The sequence below is a fragment of the Pseudomonas sp. FYR_2 genome (genome assembly GCF_043106425.1).
GTDB lineage: Bacteria > Pseudomonadota > Gammaproteobacteria > Pseudomonadales > Pseudomonadaceae > Aquipseudomonas > Aquipseudomonas monteilii.
This window is the reverse complement of sequence record NZ_JBICMM010000012.1, coordinates 567,484-583,913: the sequence shown is the minus strand read 5'-3', so window position 1 is coordinate 583,913 and position 16,430 is coordinate 567,484. Positions and strand designations below refer to the sequence as shown.

Sequence of the window (16,430 nt, the reverse complement as noted above, 5' to 3'; positions counted from 1 at the left end):
GGCAGGATCACTCAGTGCTCCACCCGCCGGGGCAGCTGCCCCCGGGTTACCAGCTCGGCAAACTGCCGGGCGTTTAGCGGTCGGGCAAACAGCCAGCCCTGGCCGTAATTGACCCCTTCACTGTTCAGCAACACCGCCTGGTCCTCGCATTCGATGCCTTCGGCAATCACCCGCAGGTGCAGGTCATGCGCCATGCGGATGATGTGCGGGGCAACGCCGCTGCTAGCGGCATCATGGCCCAGCGCATCGATGAAGGCCTTGTCGATCTTCAGGCAGTCCACCGGCAGGGTTTGCAGATAGGCCAGGCTGCAATAGCCGGTACCGAAGTCGTCGATCAGCACCTGATGCCCCACGGCGCGCAGCGCCTGCAGGTTGTCACGAGCCACCACCACGTCGATCAAACCGCGCTCGGTCACCTCGAACGCAATCTGGCTAGCGGCCACCCGGTGCAGGGCCAGCAGGCGTGCCGCCACCCGGCCAATACGCGGCACCATCACATCGCAGGCGGCGAGGTTCACCGATATGTACAGTTTGGGGTGCGAGCGCAGAAGCTGCCCCAGCTGTTCAAGGACGCGCTGCAGAACAAAGTCAGTGATCTGGCGTATCTGCCCGGTATTTTCCGCCAACGGGATAAACAGGTCCGGGCTGGTCAGCGTGCCATCCGGGCGGCGCCAGCGCACCAGGGCCTCGGCGCCTACACAGCGCCGTGTGTCGAGCTCGAAGATCGGCTGGTAGAGCACCTGCAGCTCTCCACGGCGCAAGGCATTCTGCAACTCCGAGCTCATCGACCGCCGTTGCAGGATCAACTGCAGCACCAGCCAGCCGATGCAGCAGGCAGCCAACACGCTGCCAGGGAACAGCAGCCAGAGCATGCCATTCATTCTCAGCGGAAGGCTGGCCCGTGGGGCAATCAGCACCAGTTGGTAATCCGGCGACTTGGTGGGCATGCGGTAGATTAGCCGGTCACTGAGTTGGAGCAATGACTTGTGGCTGGTCGACCAGGCCGAGGGCGGCGGCCACACCTGTGGCGGGCCGAGCACGGGTATGGCCCGGGCACCGTTGTCCAGCACCACCACCAGGCTGCCGCCCGGTGGCAGGTCGACCACGTCGGTCAGGTGCCCACGCGAGGTGGAGACCACGAATTTGCCCCGGCCCAGCATCAACGCAGCCAGGTTCTCGTTCGGCTCGGTCGTGGTGTTCAACCAGTAGCTGTAGGTCGGCCCCTGGATGTCGGGTGCCCGCAAAGGCTCGAATGCCCGCTCATCGCCACGGTTGGAGCAGGCGACGTCACCATCCACATAGGCCGCTTCATAAATGAACCGCGAACTCAGGCCAACCTGCTGCAACGCCGCCAACATCGCCGGGCTGCAGCCACGCAAGGGCTGAGCCTGCAGCAGGTCGACCCCTTCGCGCAGCTGGCCGAAAACCTGCTCGAGGCGGTCGAGAAAACGCTCGCCCTGGGCGTTCATCTGTTCGCTCTCGCTTTGCTTCATCTGCTGCAGGGCAATGCCGATGCTGGCAGTGAGCAAAAGTGCTGCGCTGGCCAATGCTGCCAACGTGGCCAGCATCCAGGGACGGTAAAAAAATTGGCGCAGCGTAGAAATGAGAGCTGACATCGAAGGCATCCAGTTGATTACCAAGGTATAGCAACTGGATCAAAAATCATCCTCGCCGTTTAGCGCCTCGCTGCAGGCTCAACGCATCCGGTTGAGCACCTGCAACATCGCCGCCGTCTGCGCATCGGGCATGCCGTCGAAACGCTGCGGACGGAAGCGCATCTGGAACGCAGCAATCACGTGGCGGGTGGCGACATCCAGCACCCCGGTCTGCTCGACTTGATAGCCAAACCGCGCCAGTTCCTGCTGGTACCAGCCAACGCTTGGCGGGTTGACGCTGAAGTAGGCCTGTTGGCGTGCCACGGCATTGGCATCAGGCCAGATACCCAACCCGGCATCGGCCAGGCGCTTCCACGGGAACAGCGGGCCCGGGTCCAGCTTGCGTGATGGTGCGATATCACTGTGGCCAATGATGTGCCGAGGCTCGATGTTGTTACGTTTGACGATGTCCTTGAGCAGCGCGATCAGCGACTGGACCTGCGCTTCGCTGTAAGGGTGCCAGACCCGGCCATTCGGCGTGTCGGTGAAGCCCGGGTTGACGATCTCGATCCCGATGGACGACGAGTTCAGCCAGGTGCGCCCCTGCCACTGGCTGTCGCCGGCATGCCAGGCACGACGGTTTTCATCCACCAGTTGATACACCGTGGCCGGGCCGTCGCCGATCAGGTAATGGCTGCTCACCTCACCCTGGGTAAGCAACGCCAGGGAGCGCTCCAGGGATGCATTGGTGTAATGCAGTACAACGAACTGGATGCGGTTATCCTGGTTGGCCGAGGGGTGGCTGCGGTCGATGCGCAACCCCGTCGAACATCCGGCAACAGACAACAGCAAAAAGGAAATCAGCGTTATTTTAAGCGTGGAAAGCACGTCAATGGCCTCAGTTAATGAGCGCTACAGTATAACGTGCTCCCCATGGCCGCGCTTATCGTGAGTCAGTGTCAGCAAACGCTAGCTCTGCTCGACGCGGTTACGTCCCAGCGCCTTGGCCCGGTACAGCGCCGCATCGGCGCGTTTGAGCACCTGGTCGCCACGCTCGCCAGAGCGAAACGCCCCCAGGCCGATCGAAGTGGTGATCACCACCCGCTCACCCTTGAAGTGGAACGGGCAGGCCTCCACGGTGGCGCGCAGTACTTCCGCCATTTGGGCCGCTGCCGCGGGTGACGTCTGCGGCAGCAACAGGACAAACTCCTCGCCCCCGAAACGGGCAATGAAGTCACGACCACGCAGGCGTTTGCTCAGCTGGTCAGCGACAATCTTGAGTACCTTGTCCCCGGCCAGGTGCCCATAGCTATCGTTTATGCGCTTGAAGTGGTCCAGGTCGAGAATCGCCATGGCCAGATGGCCGCCGGCCTCTTGCCATTCAAGTATTTCGCGTTCTACCCGCTCGCTCCAGGCCGCACGATTGGGCAAGCCGGTGAGCGGGTCGAGCAGGGCTTTCTGCCGTTGCTCTTCCAGGTGTTCACGGTAACCGAGCGCTTCATGCTCCATGTTCGCCACCCGCTCCGACAAGCCTTGCAGGCGGCCTGCCAGCTCCTGCTCGCGGCGATCACGCTCAAGCTTGTGCTCGTCCATGGTGACCAACAGGCCTTCCAGCCGGTTTTCCAGGATGTGCTTGAGGCTGTCCACATCGGCGGCGCCTTGCACACTGCTTTGCAAGCCGTCGACGTGCTCGCGCAGCTGGGTATCCAGTTCACGGGCAGCACTGCTGTTGTCGGCATGGCCGGCGCTGGCCTCCTGCAGGTGGCTCTGGAAGCCTTCCAGGCGTTCGTTGAGCTGTTGCAGGTAGGTTTCGAATTCGTGCTGGCCGCTGTCGGTTATTGCCAGCATCAGCACAGCCAGGTCATCCAGCACCGGGATCAGCTCGTACCAGTTCAGGCCACGGGCAACCCGCTCGCGCATTTCCAGCGCCTGGGCCTTGTGCCGCTCGGGCAGGCTGAGGTCATCAAGCAGCCCGATCAGGGTCTGCTCGATGTGGGAGGCAACCTGGCTGTAGGGGGGTTCGACGGCATAGGGCAGGGCATAAGGGCCGTCTTCGCCGAACGTCTCTTCGAGCGTGGGTGTCGATTGTGCTGCTGCCACGGGTTCGCTGGCGGTCGCGTCGGGCTCCGACACGTTTTCCTGCAGCGGTTGCTGGGCGGCGGGTGTTTCAGCCGTTTCGATCAGCGCTGGGCCCTGTAGCTCCGGCTCGGGTTCGACCGCTGCGCTCGCTTCAGGGACAAGGGCCGGCAACGGTTGCAGCGCATCCATATCGTCGGGCTGCGGGGCTTCGAGAGGGGGCTGCGCAACCTGAGGCGGCGCTTCGGCAGCAGGCACTGGCACCGGCTCAGGTATTGGCTCGCCTTGCGGGTCATCCTCGCGGCTACCGAACAAGCGCTGCAAGAAACCGGGCCGGGCCTCATCCTCCGGCTTACCAAGCGCCGACAGGGCGCGGCCCTGCAAGCCACTCAACTCGCCCAGCAGCGGCGGCAGATCGCGGGACTGGGCAACGCCACCCTCGAGCTTCTTCGCCAGTTTTTTCAGCGCACGCGAGATATCGCTGGGCAACGACAGGCCTTGCAATTGGCCAACCAGCGCGGCGAGCGCATCACTGACCTGGTTCATGCGGGTTTCACGGCGCTGTTCGGAGTCCAGCACCGCCTTTTCAAGGCGCGGGATCAAACCGGCGAGGCCGGCGTCCATGTTGTCACTGCGGATGACTTCGCGCATTTCCTTCATGCACGCGTCCACCACCTTGTCACTGCCTTCTGCAGCCAGGCTGCTGCGCACCAGGCCACGACGAAGCAGGTCGAGACGGGCGTCCCACCGGCGTTCGAGCTTTTCTTGCTGCTCGATGCTTTTAAGGTATTTTTCTTTCCAGCGCTCAGCGTCTTCAGTCATGCCCGGGTCCGCAAACGGTGATGGCAATTAGCTCAAGACCGGCAGCGTATCCACAGTCAATGCATCAGGCAATCGAATCTCGACTGCAACGGGAAGGTGGTCGGAAATTGGCCGTGCCAGCACCTCGACACGCTCCAGCGTGAGGCTTGGGCTGAGCAGGATATGGTCCAGGCAACGCTGTGGTCGCCAGCTGGGGAAGGTGGCCTCGACTTGCGGGGCAATCAGGCCCAGGTCGCGCAGCGGCGAGTGTTCCAGCAGGTCGGTGGCATGGGTGTTCATGTCGCCCATCAGCACCTGATGACGATAACCACCAATCAGCTCGCGGATATAACCCAGTTGCAGGGCTCGCGTCTTGGCGCCGAGCGCCAGGTGCATCATCACCACGACCAGCGCATCTTCGCCTTCGCCAAAGCGCACAAGAATCGCCCCGCGACCGGCCGGGCCAGGCAACGGGTGGTCTTCGAGCACCTGCGGCTTCAGGCGGCTGAGGACGCCATTGCTGTGCTGGGCGAGACGCCCGAGGTTGCGGTTGAGCTGCTGGTACCAGTAGGGAAAGGCCCCCAATTGCGCCAGGTGCTCGACCTGGTTGATGTAACCCGAGCGCAGGCTGCCACCGTCGGCTTCCTGCAAGGCCACCAGGTCGAAGTCGCCCAGCAGTTCGCCGATTTTCTGCAGGTTGCCGGCCCGACCATTGTGCGGCAGCAAGTGCTGCCAGCTGCGGGTCAGGTAATGCCGGTAGCGCTCGGTGCTGATGCCGACCTGAATATTGAAACTGAGCAGCCGCAGCCGACCATCCTCGGGCAGGCCAGAAGCCTGCAAGTGATGCTCGTTGACCTGCGGCTGGTGCAGGCCAATGCCACGCGTGGCTCGGAAGCGGGGCATGGGTTACGCCGCTTACTTAGCGGCGCGCTCCTTGGCGATCAGTTGGTCGGCAACGTTCAGCACGCCTTCCGGCCCGCCAGCGGTGCCCAGGTCGAAGCGGTACTTGCCGTTGACCACCATGCTCGGTACGCCGGTGATTTCGTACTTTTTCGCCAGTTCTTTGGCCTGGTTGACCTGGCCCTTGATGGCGAACGAGTTGAAGGTGGCGAGGAACTTGTCCTTGTCCACGCCTTGGGTGGCGAGGAAGTCGGCCATGTCGTTAGGGTCGGTCAGGCGCTTGCGCTGGTTCTGGATGGCATCGAACACTGCCGCGTGAACATTGTGCTCGACGCCCATGGCTTCGAGGGTGAGGAACATCTGGCCGTGTGCGTCCCATGGGCCGCCGAACATGGCCGGTACGCGCTTGAAGTTGACGTCCTTGGGCAGTTTTTCGACCCATGGATTGATGACCGGCTCGAAGTGGTAGCAATGTGGGCAGCCGTACCAGAACAGCTCGACCACTTCGACTTTGCCAGGCACGGAAACCGGAACAGGGTTGCTCAGCTCGATGTATTCCTTGCCGGCGACAGGCTCGGCGGCCTGGACGGCAGTCATACCGAACACGCTGGCGGCGACCAGCGCAGCGCTGAGAATCAGTTTACGCATGCTTTACTCCTGAGCAGTCATGGGTCGCCACGACGCGACCTGCACTAGGACAGGCCGGGAAGGGCTCGAGTTCTGTAGTGTAACGGCTGCGGACTGAAAAAAGGGCGGCCCGGCCGCCCTTTCATCATTGGCCTACAACATTAACTGAAAGTTAATGCAGGCCCTGGATGTAGCTGGCCAACGCTTCGATGTCGTGGTTGCTCAGCTTGCCGGCGATGGTGCGCATGGTCATCGCATCGCCATCGTTGGTGCGGTTGCCTTCGCGGAAGTCCGTGAGCTGCTTGGTCACGTACTGCGAATGCTGCCCGCCCAGGTGCGGGAAGCCAGCCAGGGCGATGCCCGCGCCATTCGGCGAGTGACAGCCTGTGCAGGCCGGCATTCCTTTTTCCAGGTCGCCGCCGTTGAACAGCGCACGGCCACGCTCGACCAGCTTGGGATCGGCGGCCCCCACGCTGCCTTTCTGGCTGGCGAAGTAGGCGGCAATGTCAGCCAGGTCCTGGTCGCTGAACGCGGCCAGCATGCCGGTCATTTCCAGCACGGTGCGCTTGCCCGACTTGATGTCGTGCAGTTGTTTTTCCAGGTAACGCTGGCCCTGGCCGGCCAATTTGGGGAAGTTCGGTGCCAGGCTGTTGCCGTCGGGGTTGTGGCAGGCGCCACAAACGGCGGTCTTGGCCTGGCCGGCGGCGGCATCGCCTTTGATAGGTTGCGCAGCAGTGGCCGCACCTGCGACACCCAGGGTCAACAGCAGACTCACGACTAGTTTGTTCATCAGCTAATCCAACACGGCTAAGGGTGAAATGTTATGTATCGGGACTGCCGCTCATCCAAAGGATGACCAAACGGTAGTCCTCGGCACTGCAGTCCATGCACAATCCACGCGGCGGCATAGCCTTGAAACCCTGGGTCACGTGCTTCACCAGTACCTCCATGCCTTGCGCCAGCCTTGGCTCCCATGCTGCCCGGTCACCCCGTCTGGGTGCCTGTGGCAACTGCCCGGTGTGACAGGCCGCACACGTGCGGTTGTACAACACCTCGGGATCCTGTGTAGCCTGTGCGCTGAAAACCGGCAGGAACATACCGACAGCAAGCAGCCATTTCGCCATGCGGAACGACCTTCAGGGTTGGGGGCCGCGCTGCGTTCTGTTGCGCGAGCTATTGTTCGACACCCCATGCTCCTTCCCCTTCGCTGGGAGAATGAGCACACAAAAACTGGGGCATTATATACTTCCGCCATCCAAACGGAAACGACACCGCTTGCCAGGCTCGGGCCTTCAGAGTCAGGCAACACCCACATCGGATATCCCATGCAAGTCAAGAACCCCATCCTCGGCCTCTGCCAGAAAGCCAAATTCGCCCTCAGCGCAGCCAAGGTCGAACAATGCCCGGACGACCAGGGTTACGAGGTGGCTTTCGCCGGCCGCTCCAACGCCGGCAAATCCAGCGCCCTCAACACCCTGACTCATGCCAGCCTGGCGCGTACCTCGAAAACCCCCGGGCGCACCCAGCTGTTGAATTTCTTCAGTCTGGACGATGAACGGCGTTTGGTCGACCTGCCGGGCTACGGTTATGCAAAAGTGCCGATCCCGCTCAAGCAGCACTGGCAGAAACACCTGGAAGCCTACCTGGGCAGCCGTGAGTGCCTGCGTGGCGTGATCCTGATGATGGACGTGCGCCACCCAATGACCGACTTCGACAAAATGATGCTCGACTGGGCCAAGGCCAGCAGCATGCCGATGCACATCCTGCTGACCAAGGCCGACAAGCTGACCCACGGCGCGGGCAAGAACACCCTGCTGAAAGTGCAGTCGGAAATCCGCAAGGGCTGGGGTGATGGCGTGACCATCCAGCTGTTCTCGGCGCCCAAGCGCCTGGGCGTGGAAGACGCCTACCGGGTGCTGGCGGATTGGATGGAGCTGGAAGACAAGCCGGTAGCCTGAAGGCGAGGGCGACCACCCTGTGGGAGCGGGCGTGCCCGCGAAGAATCCAGCGCGGAGCATGGCCTGGGCTTCGCCCAGGTTCGCGGGCACGCCCGCTCCCACAGGGTTCTTCACCAGGCCTAGGTCAAATTCCGGGCAAAAAAAACCCCGGACTTCGTATGGGGAGGGGGAAGTTCGGGGTCCAAGTCCGGACCGCTAGGGCGGGGTCCAGATATCTGCCAACACTTAACACAACATAGGAGCATCGAAGGGCTTCACCAGCCATTCAGTTACTCTGAGTTCCGGTTCACCGGTTTAGTTCCAAATCCCTGAAAACTATTTGCGATAGTTTCATGAAACTTCAGCACCAATGGCACTGAGCAGTGCCAGGATCCGCGTCACTCCGCCGCAGATCCTACACAGCTTTCCCCGCTCAATCAGTGAGCTTCGTCCCAATTCGCGCCAATTCCTGCTTCCACCAGCAGCGGCACATCCAGTTCCGCCGCCTTGCTCATGTGCTGGCGAATTTCATCTTTCACCTGCTGAACCAGGTCCTCACGCACCTCAAGTACCAGTTCGTCGTGTACCTGCAGGATCACCCGGGCATCCAGCCCGCTCTCGCTCAGCCAGTTGTCCACATTGACCATGGCCCGCTTGATGATGTCGGCTGCGGTACCCTGCATCGGTGCGTTGATCGCCGTGCGCTCGGCGCCTTTGCGCAGGGCCGGGTTCTTGGCGTTGATGTCCGGCAGGTACAGCCTGCGGCCGAACAGGGTTTCGACAAAGCCTTGCTCGGCAGCCTGGGCGCGGGTGCGCTCCATGTAGGCCAGTACGCCCGGGTAGCGGGCGAAGTAACGGTCGATGTAGTCCTGCGATTGCTTGCGGTCGACACCAATCTGCTTGGCCAGACCAAAGGCGCTCATGCCATAGATCAGGCCGAAGTTGATGGCCTTGGCCTTGCGGCGTTGGTCGGTTGTGACGTCTTCCAGGGCCACACCGAACACTTCCGCCGCCGTGGCGCGGTGTACGTCCAGGTCATTGCGGAAGGCATGCAACAAGCCTTCGTCCTTGGCCAGGTGGGCCATGATGCGCAGCTCGATCTGCGAGTAGTCCGCCGCCAGCAGCTTGTAGCCCGGGCTGGCAATGAACGCCTGGCGGATGCGGCGGCCTTCGGCGGTGCGGATCGGGATGTTCTGCAGGTTCGGGTCGCTCGACGACAGCCGGCCAGTGGCTGCCACTGCCTGCTGGTAGGAGGTGTGGATACGCCCGGTGCGCGGGTTGATCTGGCCCGGCAGCTTGTCGGTGTAGGTGCTCTTGAGCTTGCTCAGGCTGCGGTACTGCATCAGCACCTCAGGCAGCGGGTAGCCTTGCTCGGCCAACTCGTCGAGTACAGCTTCGGCGGTGGATGGCTGGCCTTTGGCCGTCTTGCTCAGTACCGGCATGCCCAGCTTGTCGTAAAGGATCGAGCCCAGCTGCTTGGGCGAGCCGAGGTTGAATTCCTCACCGGCCAGCTCATAGGCGCGCTGTTCAAGTTCGGCCATCTTCACACCCAGCTCACCACTTTGTACCTGCAGCAGTGCGGCATCGACCAACGCCCCCTGGCGCTCGATCTTGGCCAGCACCGGCACCAGCGGCATTTCGATGTCCATCAGCACCGGCTGCACACTCGGCGTCTGCGCCAGACGCGCTTGCAGTGCGTGATGCAGGCGCAGGGTGATGTCGGCATCTTCGGCGGCATAGGGGCCGGCCTTGTCCAGGTGGATCTGGTTGAAGGTGAGCTGCTTGGCACCTTTGCCGGCGATGTCCTCGAAGGCGATGGTGGTGTGATCGAGGTACTTCTGCGCCAGGCTGTCCATGTCGTGGCGGGTAGCCGTGGAGTTCAGCACATACGACTCGAGCATGGTGTCGTAGGCCACGCCGCGCATCTCGATGGCAGGCGAGCCGTTAGCCAGAATGTTGATGTCGTACTTGGCGTTCTGCCCGACCTTGGCCTTGGCCGGGTCTTCCAGCAACGGCTTCAGGGCCAGCAGCACGGCCTCGCGGTCCAGCTGGGCCGGCGCGCCTTCGTAATCGTGGGTCAAGGGCACATAGGCTGCTTCATGTGGCTCGACGGCGAACGACAGGCCAACCAGCTGCGCCTGCTGGGCGTCCAGGCCGGTGGTCTCGGTGTCGAAGGCAAACAGCGGCGCCTGGCGCAGCTTTTCCAGCCAGGCATCGAAACGGGCCTGGTCGAGGATGGTTTCGTACTTGGGTTCGGCCTTGGCGGCTGGCACCTCGACCGGTGCCACGTCATCACCGGCCTTGGCCGCGTCACGCTGCACCTCGGCGACCCAGCTCTTGAACTCCATCTCGGTGTACAGCGCCAGAAGCGCTTCACGGTCCGGCTCGCCACACACCAGTGCATCCACTTCGACATCCAGCGGCACGTCGACCTTGATGGTGGCCAGCTCATAGGACAGAAACGCCGCATCGCGGTGCTCTTCCAGCTTGGTCGGCAAGGTCTTGGCGCCCCGAATGGCCAGCGCCGGCACCTTGTCCAGGTTGGCGTACAAGTCGCTGAGGCCACCACCGATGCCGGTCAGCAGGCCCACGGCGGTCTTTTCGCCCACGCCCGGCACGCCGGGAATGTTGTCGACCTTGTCGCCCATCAGGGCCAGGAAGTCGATGATATGTTCCGGGCCGACGCCAAATTTCTCGTGCACGCCAGCCACGTCCAGCACACTTCCGGTCATGGTGTTGACCAAGGTAATGTGCCCGTCCACCAGCTGTGCCATGTCCTTGTCACCGGTCGAGATGATCACCGGGCGCCCTTGTGCGGCGCTGCTGCGGGCCAGGGTGCCGATGACGTCGTCAGCCTCGACACCCTCGACGCACAGCAACGGGTAGCCCAGCGCCTTCACGCTGGCATGCAGCGGCTCGACCTGCACCCGAAGGTCGTCCGGCATGCTGGGGCGGTTGGCCTTGTACTCGGCGAACATGGCATCGCGGAAAGTGCCGCCTTTGGCGTCGAACACCACCGCGAACAGGCTGTCGGGGTATTGCCTGCGCAGGCTCTTGAGCATGTTCAGCACACCCTTCACCGCACCGGTCGGCATGCCCTTGGACGTGGTCAGCGGCGGCAGCGCGTGGAAGGCGCGGTACAGGTAGGAGGAACCGTCCACCAGGACGAGGGGCGCTTGGCTCATGAGCAGAATCAACCTTTTCGACGGGTCCGGCGCTAGAATAGCCAGAATCATTGACGACAAAGGGACTAGGTTATCATGCGTACACTCAATCGCCTGTTACTACTCGGCCTATTGGCAACCATGCCTGTCGTTACCCTGGCGGCGGACGACGCCCCCTCGGCCGATCCCGAGGTGACCATTCGCACGGAAGGCGACAAAACCATCCAGGAATACCGGCAGAACGGCTTCCTGTATGCGATCAAGATCACGCCGAAAAACGGCAAGCCTTATTTCCTGGTACGCGCCGATGGCTCTGATGGCAATTTCATTCGTTCCGACCAGCCGGACATGCTGATTCCGTCCTGGAAGATCTTCGAGTGGTAATCTGACGCGCACCGTTCACATCAACCCGGCACTTCCCGGCGGAAGTGCCCGTATGGGCAATTTTTCATCATGTCAGTCTTCACCCCCGTGACCCGGCCTGAGCTGGAAACCTTTCTGGCGCCGTACGAGCTGGGCCGTCTGCTCGACTTCCAGGGCATTGCCGCCGGCACCGAGAACAGCAATTTCTTCGTCAGCCTCGAACAGGGGGAGTTCGTCCTGACGCTGATCGAGCGTGGGCCGAGCGAAGACATGCCGTTCTTCATCGAGCTGCTCGACACCCTGCACGCGGCCGACATGCCGGTGCCCTATGCCCTTCGTGACCGCGACGGCAACGGCCTGCGCGAACTGTGTGGCAAGCCTGCGCTGTTGCAGCCACGGTTGTCGGGCAAGCACATCAAGGCGCCGAACAACCAGCACTGCGCCCAGGTAGGCGAACTGCTGGCGCATATTCACCTGGCCACCCGCGAGCACATCATCGAGCGCCGCACCGACCGGGGCCTGGACTGGATGCTGGCCTCGGGTGCCGAGCTGCTGCCACGCCTGACTGCCCAACAAGCCGCACTGCTGCAGCCGGCACTGGATGAGATAACCGCGCACAAGGCGCAGATCCTGGCCTTGCCACGGGCCAACCTGCATGCCGACCTGTTCCGCGACAACGTGATGTTCGAAGGCACCCACCTGACCGGTGTGATCGACTTCTACAACGCCTGCTCCGGCCCGATGCTGTATGACATCGCCATTACCGTGAACGACTGGTGCCTGGATGAACACGGCGCGATCGATGTGCCACGCGCACAGGCGCTGCTGGCGGCCTATGCGGCGCTGCGGCCGTTCACGGCGGCCGAGGCCGAGCTGTGGCCGGAGATGTTGCGGGTAGGGTGTGTGCGCTTCTGGCTGTCGCGCTTGATTGCGGCGGAATCGTTTGCCGGGATGGATGTGATGATCCATGACCCGAGCGAGTTCGAGGTGCGTCTGGCGCAGCGCCAGCAGGTGGCTTTGCACCTGCCGTTCGCTCTCTAGACCGCGTCTGCTTCTTCGCGAGCTTGCTCGCGAAGGGCCGGAACAGGCTTACAACTGCTCCAGACACCCAGCCAGGTCACCACCCAGCTTCTCCAGCAAGCGCTCATAGCCCTTGCCATCCACCGGGTCTGTCCCGCCCAGCGCATCCAGCTCGGCCAGGCGTACCGGCAACCCGGCGGTCAGGGTCTCGGCCAGCCGCGGCCGCAGCGGCGGTTCGCTGAACACACAAGTTTTACCCACTTCCTGCAAGCGCTTACGCATAGCAGCAACATGTTGCGCGCCCGGCTGTACCTCGGAGGCCACGCTGAACACGCCCGTGTGTTTCAGGCCGTACTCGGCCTCGAAGTAGTCGAACGCTTCGTGGAAAACGAAGTACGGTTTGTCGGTGATACCCGCCACACGGGCCTTGATACGACCATCCAGCGCATCCAGGCGCTCATCGAACGCCTTGAGGTTACTCTGATAGCGGGCAGCGTTGGCCGGGTCTACCTGAGCCAGGTCCGCAGCCATTTTCGCCGCGATTACCCGCGCATTGACCGACGACAGCCACAAATGTGCATCGAGACTACCTGGGCGGTGATCGTGGTCATGATCGTCGTGATCCTCTTCCTCATGGGAGTGGCTGTCCTCGCCAAAATGACGCAACTTCATGCCCGTCAGCGACTGCACCGCCACCGTGGGCTTGCTGCGGCTGCCCAGCACCCGCGGCAGGAAGTTCTCCATGTCCGGGCCGACCCAGTACAGCAGGTCGGCATCGCCTACCCGCCGCACATCGGAAGGGCGCAGCGCGTAGTGGTGGGGTGAAGCGCCTGGCGGCAACAGCACATCAGGGCTGCCAACGCCATCCTGCACAGCGGCGGCAATCTGCTGCAGGGGCTTGATACTGGTGAGCACACGCACATCGGCCTGAGCGGAAAATGCGATGAAAGCGACAAACAGAGCTAGGAATCGGGACACGGTGGATACTCGAGTCGTCAGAAACAGGTAACATAATAACGTCTCCATCCAGAACCGTCGCTGCCCATGTCCATCACGCCGCTGGCCAACCGTCCTCACGATCACTCCCATTGCGTACACAGCGCACTGGCTGAAGCCGACGCCTTGTGCACCCGCCAGGGCCTGCGCCTGACCGCGCTGCGCCGCCGTGTGCTGGAGCTAGTGTGGCAAAGCCACAAGCCGCTGGGCGCCTACGACATCCTCGCCGTGCTCAGCGAGCAGGACGGCCGCCGCGCCGCCCCGCCTACGGTATACCGCGCGCTGGACTTCCTGCTGGAAAACGGCCTGGTGCACCGCATCGCCTCGCTCAACGCCTTCATCGGCTGCAGCCACCCCGAGCACGTGCACCAGGGCCAGTTCCTGATCTGCCGGGCCTGCCATGTGGCCATCGAGCTGGAGCAAAGCAGCATCAGCGAAGCCATCATCAACAGCGCCAAGGGCGTGGGCTTCACGGTCGAGACCCAGACCGTGGAAGTGGTCGGCCTGTGCGGCAATTGCCGGAGCGCGGCATGAGCGATGCGCTGATCCGCCTGGAACAGGTGGGCGTTACCTTTGGCGGCGAGGCAGTGCTCGACAGCATCGACCTGTCGGTCGCACCGGGCCAGATCGTCACCCTGATCGGTCCCAACGGGGCGGGCAAAACCACCCTGGTGCGCGCCGTGCTAGGGTTGCTCAAGCCGCACCGCGGCAAGGTATGGCGCAAGCCGAAACTGCGCATTGGCTACATGCCGCAGAAGATCCAGGTCGACGCCACGCTACCGCTGTCGGTGCTGCGCTTCCTGCGCCTGGTGCCCGGCGTAGACCGCGCGGCAGCCTTGTCGGCGTTGCAGGAAGTGGGCGCGGAGCAGGTCATCGACAGCCCGATCCAGACCATTTCCGGTGGCGAGATGCAGCGCGTGCTGCTGGCCCGTGCTTTGCTGCGCGAACCTCAATTACTGGTACTCGACGAGCCGGTGCAGGGCGTGGACGTGGTCGGCCAGACCGAGCTGTACAACCTCATCACCCGCCTGCGCGACCGCCACGGCTGCGGCGTGCTGATGGTGTCCCACGACCTGCACCTGGTGATGAGCGCCACCGACCAGGTGGTGTGCCTGAACCGCCATGTGTGCTGCTCGGGCCACCCTGAGCAAGTCAGCAACGACCCGGCCTTCGTCGAACTGTTCGGCCAGAACGCCCCGAGCCTGGCCGTTTACCACCACCATCACGACCACAGCCACGACCTGCACGGCTCGGTCGTCGCCCCCGGCACCCATGTTCACGGAGAGCACTGCAAGCATGGCTGATTTTCTTCTTTACGCCTTGCTTGCGGGATTGTCCCTGGCAGTAGTTGCGGGCCCACTCGGTTCTTTCGTGGTGTGGCGGCGCATGGCGTATTTTGGCGATACCCTGTCCCACGCCGCGTTGCTGGGCGTGGCAATGGGTTTCGTGCTGGACGTGAGCCCAGCCTTGGCGGTAACCGTCGGCTGCCTGCTGCTGGCGATCCTGCTGGTGACCCTGCAGCAACGCCAACCGCTGGCCTCCGACACCCTGCTCGGCATCCTCGCCCCCAGCACCCTGTCGCTGGGCCTGGTGGTACTGAGCTTCATGCACGATGTGCGCATCGACCTGATGGCCTACCTGTTCGGCGACTTGCTGGCCATCAGCAGCACAGACCTGGCCTGGATTCTCGGCGGCAGTGCGCTGGTCCTGCTACTGCTCGCCGTGCTGTGGCGGCCGCTGCTGGCGGTCACCGTGCACGAGGAACTGGCCATGGTCGAAGGCCTGCCCGTTGCCGGCCTGCGCATGGCATTGATGCTGCTGATCGCAGTGGTCATTGCCGTGGCCATGAAGATCGTCGGCGTGTTGCTGATCACTTCGCTGCTGATCATCCCCGCCGCTGCGGCGCAACGTCACGCCCGCTCCCCCGAGCAGATGGCCCTGGGCGCCAGCCTACTGGGCGTCACCGCCGTCTGCGGTGGCCTGGCCATGTCCTGGTTCAAGGATACCCCCGCCGGCCCGTCGATCGTGGTCTGCGCGGCGGTGCTATTCTTGCTGAGCCTGGCCCTGCCAAAACGCTGAAAGACAGGGCGTGTGATGGCACGCCTTGCAACCTTTTGCCGGGTAAAGGGTTTGTAAGACCTGTTTTCGAGCGTGCGCACCTGGGTGTAGACTTGCTCGCTTTTTGCGCAAATAGAGAGTCGCAGGAATGAAGCCGTTCGCCTCCCGTTATCTGCTTGTTGCCGCGTTTTCCCTGTTCCTGGCTGCCTGCTCCAGCGCGCCGGTCGAACAGGCCGCGGTACCTGCCCAAGCCGATGCATGGCAGCAGTTGCAACAAAACATCGCCAGCAATGAGCTGGCCACCGCCGAAGACCAGCTGGCAGCCCTGCAGGCCCAGTCGCCTGATGACGCGCGCCTGGAGCAATACCAGCGTCAGCTGGCCGAAGCCTATCTGCAACGCAGCCAAATCGTCCTGCAAAAGGGCGATGTGAACGCAGCAGCTACCGCCCTGGCTCGCGCCCGCGCATTGATGCCACAAGCCCCGGCAGTAACCGGTGGCGACCCACTGTCCCAGGCACGCAAGGCCGAACTGGAGAAGGCAGAGGCTGCCTTGAAAGCCGCCGAAGCCAGGCCCAAGGCACGCATCATCGACCCGACAGCGCCAAGCACGGTGGTGGCCTTGAAGACCACCGATAGCCGGGCCATGCGCCGCCAACTCGATGACATTGCGGCCGATGTTGTGAGCTATGACTGCGAGGTGGTGTTCCAGGTACCGCGCACCGGCGACGCGCCGTGGCTGAAGACCTTGCTGGAGAAGCGCGTGCGCAAGATCGACAGCGAGTACGAGCTGAAGCAGAAACATGAAATCCAGCGTTCGCTGCCGGCCCAAGTGGTATTGGTACCGCACCAGCAGTAAAAAACTTCGCGGGTAAACCCGCTCCTACAGGGTTAGC

At 62.9% G+C, this 16,430-nt stretch carries 15 protein-coding genes and 1 pseudogene; 7 read left to right on the top strand and 9 right to left on the bottom strand.

The window, feature by feature from the left end; all coding sequences use genetic code 11:
• Positions 1–11: 11 nt before the first annotated feature.
• From ACF8R4_RS04630 to ACF8R4_RS04600, 7 genes and pseudogenes are all read right to left on the bottom strand, one after another.
• Positions 12–1,616, bottom strand: a complete 1,605-nt coding sequence (locus tag ACF8R4_RS04630; RefSeq protein WP_060499819.1) for an EAL domain-containing protein — start codon at positions 1,614–1,616, stop codon at positions 12–14.
• Positions 1,617–1,694: 78 nt separating this feature from the next.
• Positions 1,695–2,483: an N-acetylmuramoyl-L-alanine amidase gene (locus tag ACF8R4_RS04625; RefSeq protein WP_060499820.1), complete on the bottom strand. Its 789-nt coding sequence runs from the start codon at positions 2,481–2,483 to the stop codon at positions 1,695–1,697.
• Between the two features lie 81 nt (positions 2,484–2,564).
• A complete protein-coding gene (locus tag ACF8R4_RS04620) occupies positions 2,565–4,493 on the bottom strand; it encodes a GGDEF domain-containing protein (protein WP_104833648.1) in 1,929 nt (642 codons plus the stop codon).
• Positions 4,494–4,520: 27 nt separating this feature from the next.
• Positions 4,521–5,353: pseudogene (locus ACF8R4_RS04615) on the bottom strand (endonuclease/exonuclease/phosphatase family protein).
• Positions 5,354–5,387: 34 nt separating this feature from the next.
• On the bottom strand, positions 5,388–6,020 hold the full coding sequence (gene dsbA / locus ACF8R4_RS04610; protein WP_060499823.1) for a thiol:disulfide interchange protein DsbA: 633 nt from the start codon (positions 6,018–6,020) through the stop codon (positions 5,388–5,390).
• A 151-nt stretch (positions 6,021–6,171) separates the two neighbouring features.
• A complete protein-coding gene (locus ACF8R4_RS04605; protein ID WP_016712846.1) occupies positions 6,172–6,789 on the bottom strand; it encodes a cytochrome c in 618 nt (205 codons plus the stop codon).
• Between the two features lie 31 nt (positions 6,790–6,820).
• Positions 6,821–7,123, bottom strand: a complete 303-nt coding sequence (locus ACF8R4_RS04600) for a cytochrome c5 family protein (protein ID WP_016712845.1) — start codon at positions 7,121–7,123, stop codon at positions 6,821–6,823.
• A 201-nt stretch (positions 7,124–7,324) separates the two neighbouring features.
• Between ACF8R4_RS04600 and yihA the strand changes: the two genes are divergently transcribed.
• Entirely contained in the window at positions 7,325–7,957 is a 633-nt protein-coding gene (gene yihA, locus ACF8R4_RS04595; RefSeq protein WP_019099202.1) for a ribosome biogenesis GTP-binding protein YihA/YsxC, read from the top strand.
• Between the two features lie 416 nt (positions 7,958–8,373).
• On the opposite strand, the gene polA is transcribed toward yihA, so the two are convergent.
• Entirely contained in the window at positions 8,374–11,121 is a 2,748-nt protein-coding gene (gene polA / locus ACF8R4_RS04590; protein ID WP_060499824.1) for a DNA polymerase I, read from the bottom strand.
• Between the two features lie 75 nt (positions 11,122–11,196).
• Between polA and ACF8R4_RS04585 the strand changes: the two genes are divergently transcribed.
• Both ACF8R4_RS04585 and ACF8R4_RS04580 read left to right on the top strand, forming a co-directional pair.
• Positions 11,197–11,484 (top strand): DUF2782 domain-containing protein, encoded by a 288-nt coding sequence (locus ACF8R4_RS04585; protein WP_013970316.1) that lies wholly within the window; start codon positions 11,197–11,199, stop codon positions 11,482–11,484.
• Positions 11,485–11,553: 69 nt separating this feature from the next.
• On the top strand, positions 11,554–12,504 hold the full coding sequence (locus ACF8R4_RS04580; protein WP_060499825.1) for a homoserine kinase: 951 nt from the start codon (positions 11,554–11,556) through the stop codon (positions 12,502–12,504).
• Between the two features lie 48 nt (positions 12,505–12,552).
• On the opposite strand, the gene ACF8R4_RS04575 is transcribed toward ACF8R4_RS04580, so the two are convergent.
• On the bottom strand, positions 12,553–13,509 hold the full coding sequence (locus ACF8R4_RS04575; protein WP_060499826.1) for a zinc ABC transporter substrate-binding protein: 957 nt from the start codon (positions 13,507–13,509) through the stop codon (positions 12,553–12,555).
• A gap of 18 nt (positions 13,510–13,527) precedes the next feature.
• Here ACF8R4_RS04575 and zur point away from each other — a divergent pair, with 18 nt between their 5' ends.
• From zur to ACF8R4_RS04555, 4 genes are all read left to right on the top strand, one after another.
• Complete coding sequence (gene zur / locus ACF8R4_RS04570) at positions 13,528–14,013, top strand: zinc uptake transcriptional repressor Zur (RefSeq protein WP_003253002.1); 486 nt, start codon at positions 13,528–13,530, stop codon at positions 14,011–14,013.
• Positions 14,010–14,783, top strand: a complete 774-nt coding sequence (gene znuC, locus ACF8R4_RS04565) for a zinc ABC transporter ATP-binding protein ZnuC (protein ID WP_016712841.1) — start codon at positions 14,010–14,012, stop codon at positions 14,781–14,783. The genes zur and znuC overlap by 4 nt, the downstream gene beginning before the upstream one ends.
• On the top strand, positions 14,776–15,558 hold the full coding sequence (gene znuB / locus ACF8R4_RS04560) for a zinc ABC transporter permease subunit ZnuB (protein WP_060499827.1): 783 nt from the start codon (positions 14,776–14,778) through the stop codon (positions 15,556–15,558). The genes znuC and znuB overlap by 8 nt, the downstream gene beginning before the upstream one ends.
• 127 nt (positions 15,559–15,685) lie before the next feature.
• Entirely contained in the window at positions 15,686–16,393 is a 708-nt protein-coding gene (locus ACF8R4_RS04555) for a PA5502 family lipoprotein (protein ID WP_060499828.1), read from the top strand.
• Positions 16,394–16,430: the final 37 nt, after the last annotated feature.

Coding starts and splice junctions, on each gene's coding strand:
- ACF8R4_RS04630 (WP_060499819.1), bottom strand. CDS start 1,616: ATGTCAGCTCTCATTTCTACGCTGCGCCAATTTTTTTACCGTCCCTGG.
- ACF8R4_RS04620 (WP_104833648.1), bottom strand. CDS start 4,493: ATGACTGAAGACGCTGAGCGCTGGAAAGAAAAATACCTTAAAAGCATC.
- dsbA (WP_060499823.1), bottom strand. CDS start 6,020: ATGCGTAAACTGATTCTCAGCGCTGCGCTGGTCGCCGCCAGCGTGTTC.
- ACF8R4_RS04605 (WP_016712846.1), bottom strand. CDS start 6,789: ATGAACAAACTAGTCGTGAGTCTGCTGTTGACCCTGGGTGTCGCAGGT.
- ACF8R4_RS04600 (WP_016712845.1), bottom strand. CDS start 7,123: ATGGCGAAATGGCTGCTTGCTGTCGGTATGTTCCTGCCGGTTTTCAGC.
- yihA (WP_019099202.1), top strand. CDS start 7,325: ATGCAAGTCAAGAACCCCATCCTCGGCCTCTGCCAGAAAGCCAAATTC.
- polA (WP_060499824.1), bottom strand. CDS start 11,121: ATGAGCCAAGCGCCCCTCGTCCTGGTGGACGGTTCCTCCTACCTGTAC.
- ACF8R4_RS04585 (WP_013970316.1), top strand. CDS start 11,197: ATGCGTACACTCAATCGCCTGTTACTACTCGGCCTATTGGCAACCATG.
- ACF8R4_RS04580 (WP_060499825.1), top strand. CDS start 11,554: ATGTCAGTCTTCACCCCCGTGACCCGGCCTGAGCTGGAAACCTTTCTG.
- ACF8R4_RS04575 (WP_060499826.1), bottom strand. CDS start 13,509: ATGGAGACGTTATTATGTTACCTGTTTCTGACGACTCGAGTATCCACC.
- zur (WP_003253002.1), top strand. CDS start 13,528: ATGTCCATCACGCCGCTGGCCAACCGTCCTCACGATCACTCCCATTGC.
- znuC (WP_016712841.1), top strand. CDS start 14,010: ATGAGCGATGCGCTGATCCGCCTGGAACAGGTGGGCGTTACCTTTGGC.
- znuB (WP_060499827.1), top strand. CDS start 14,776: ATGGCTGATTTTCTTCTTTACGCCTTGCTTGCGGGATTGTCCCTGGCA.
- ACF8R4_RS04555 (WP_060499828.1), top strand. CDS start 15,686: ATGAAGCCGTTCGCCTCCCGTTATCTGCTTGTTGCCGCGTTTTCCCTG.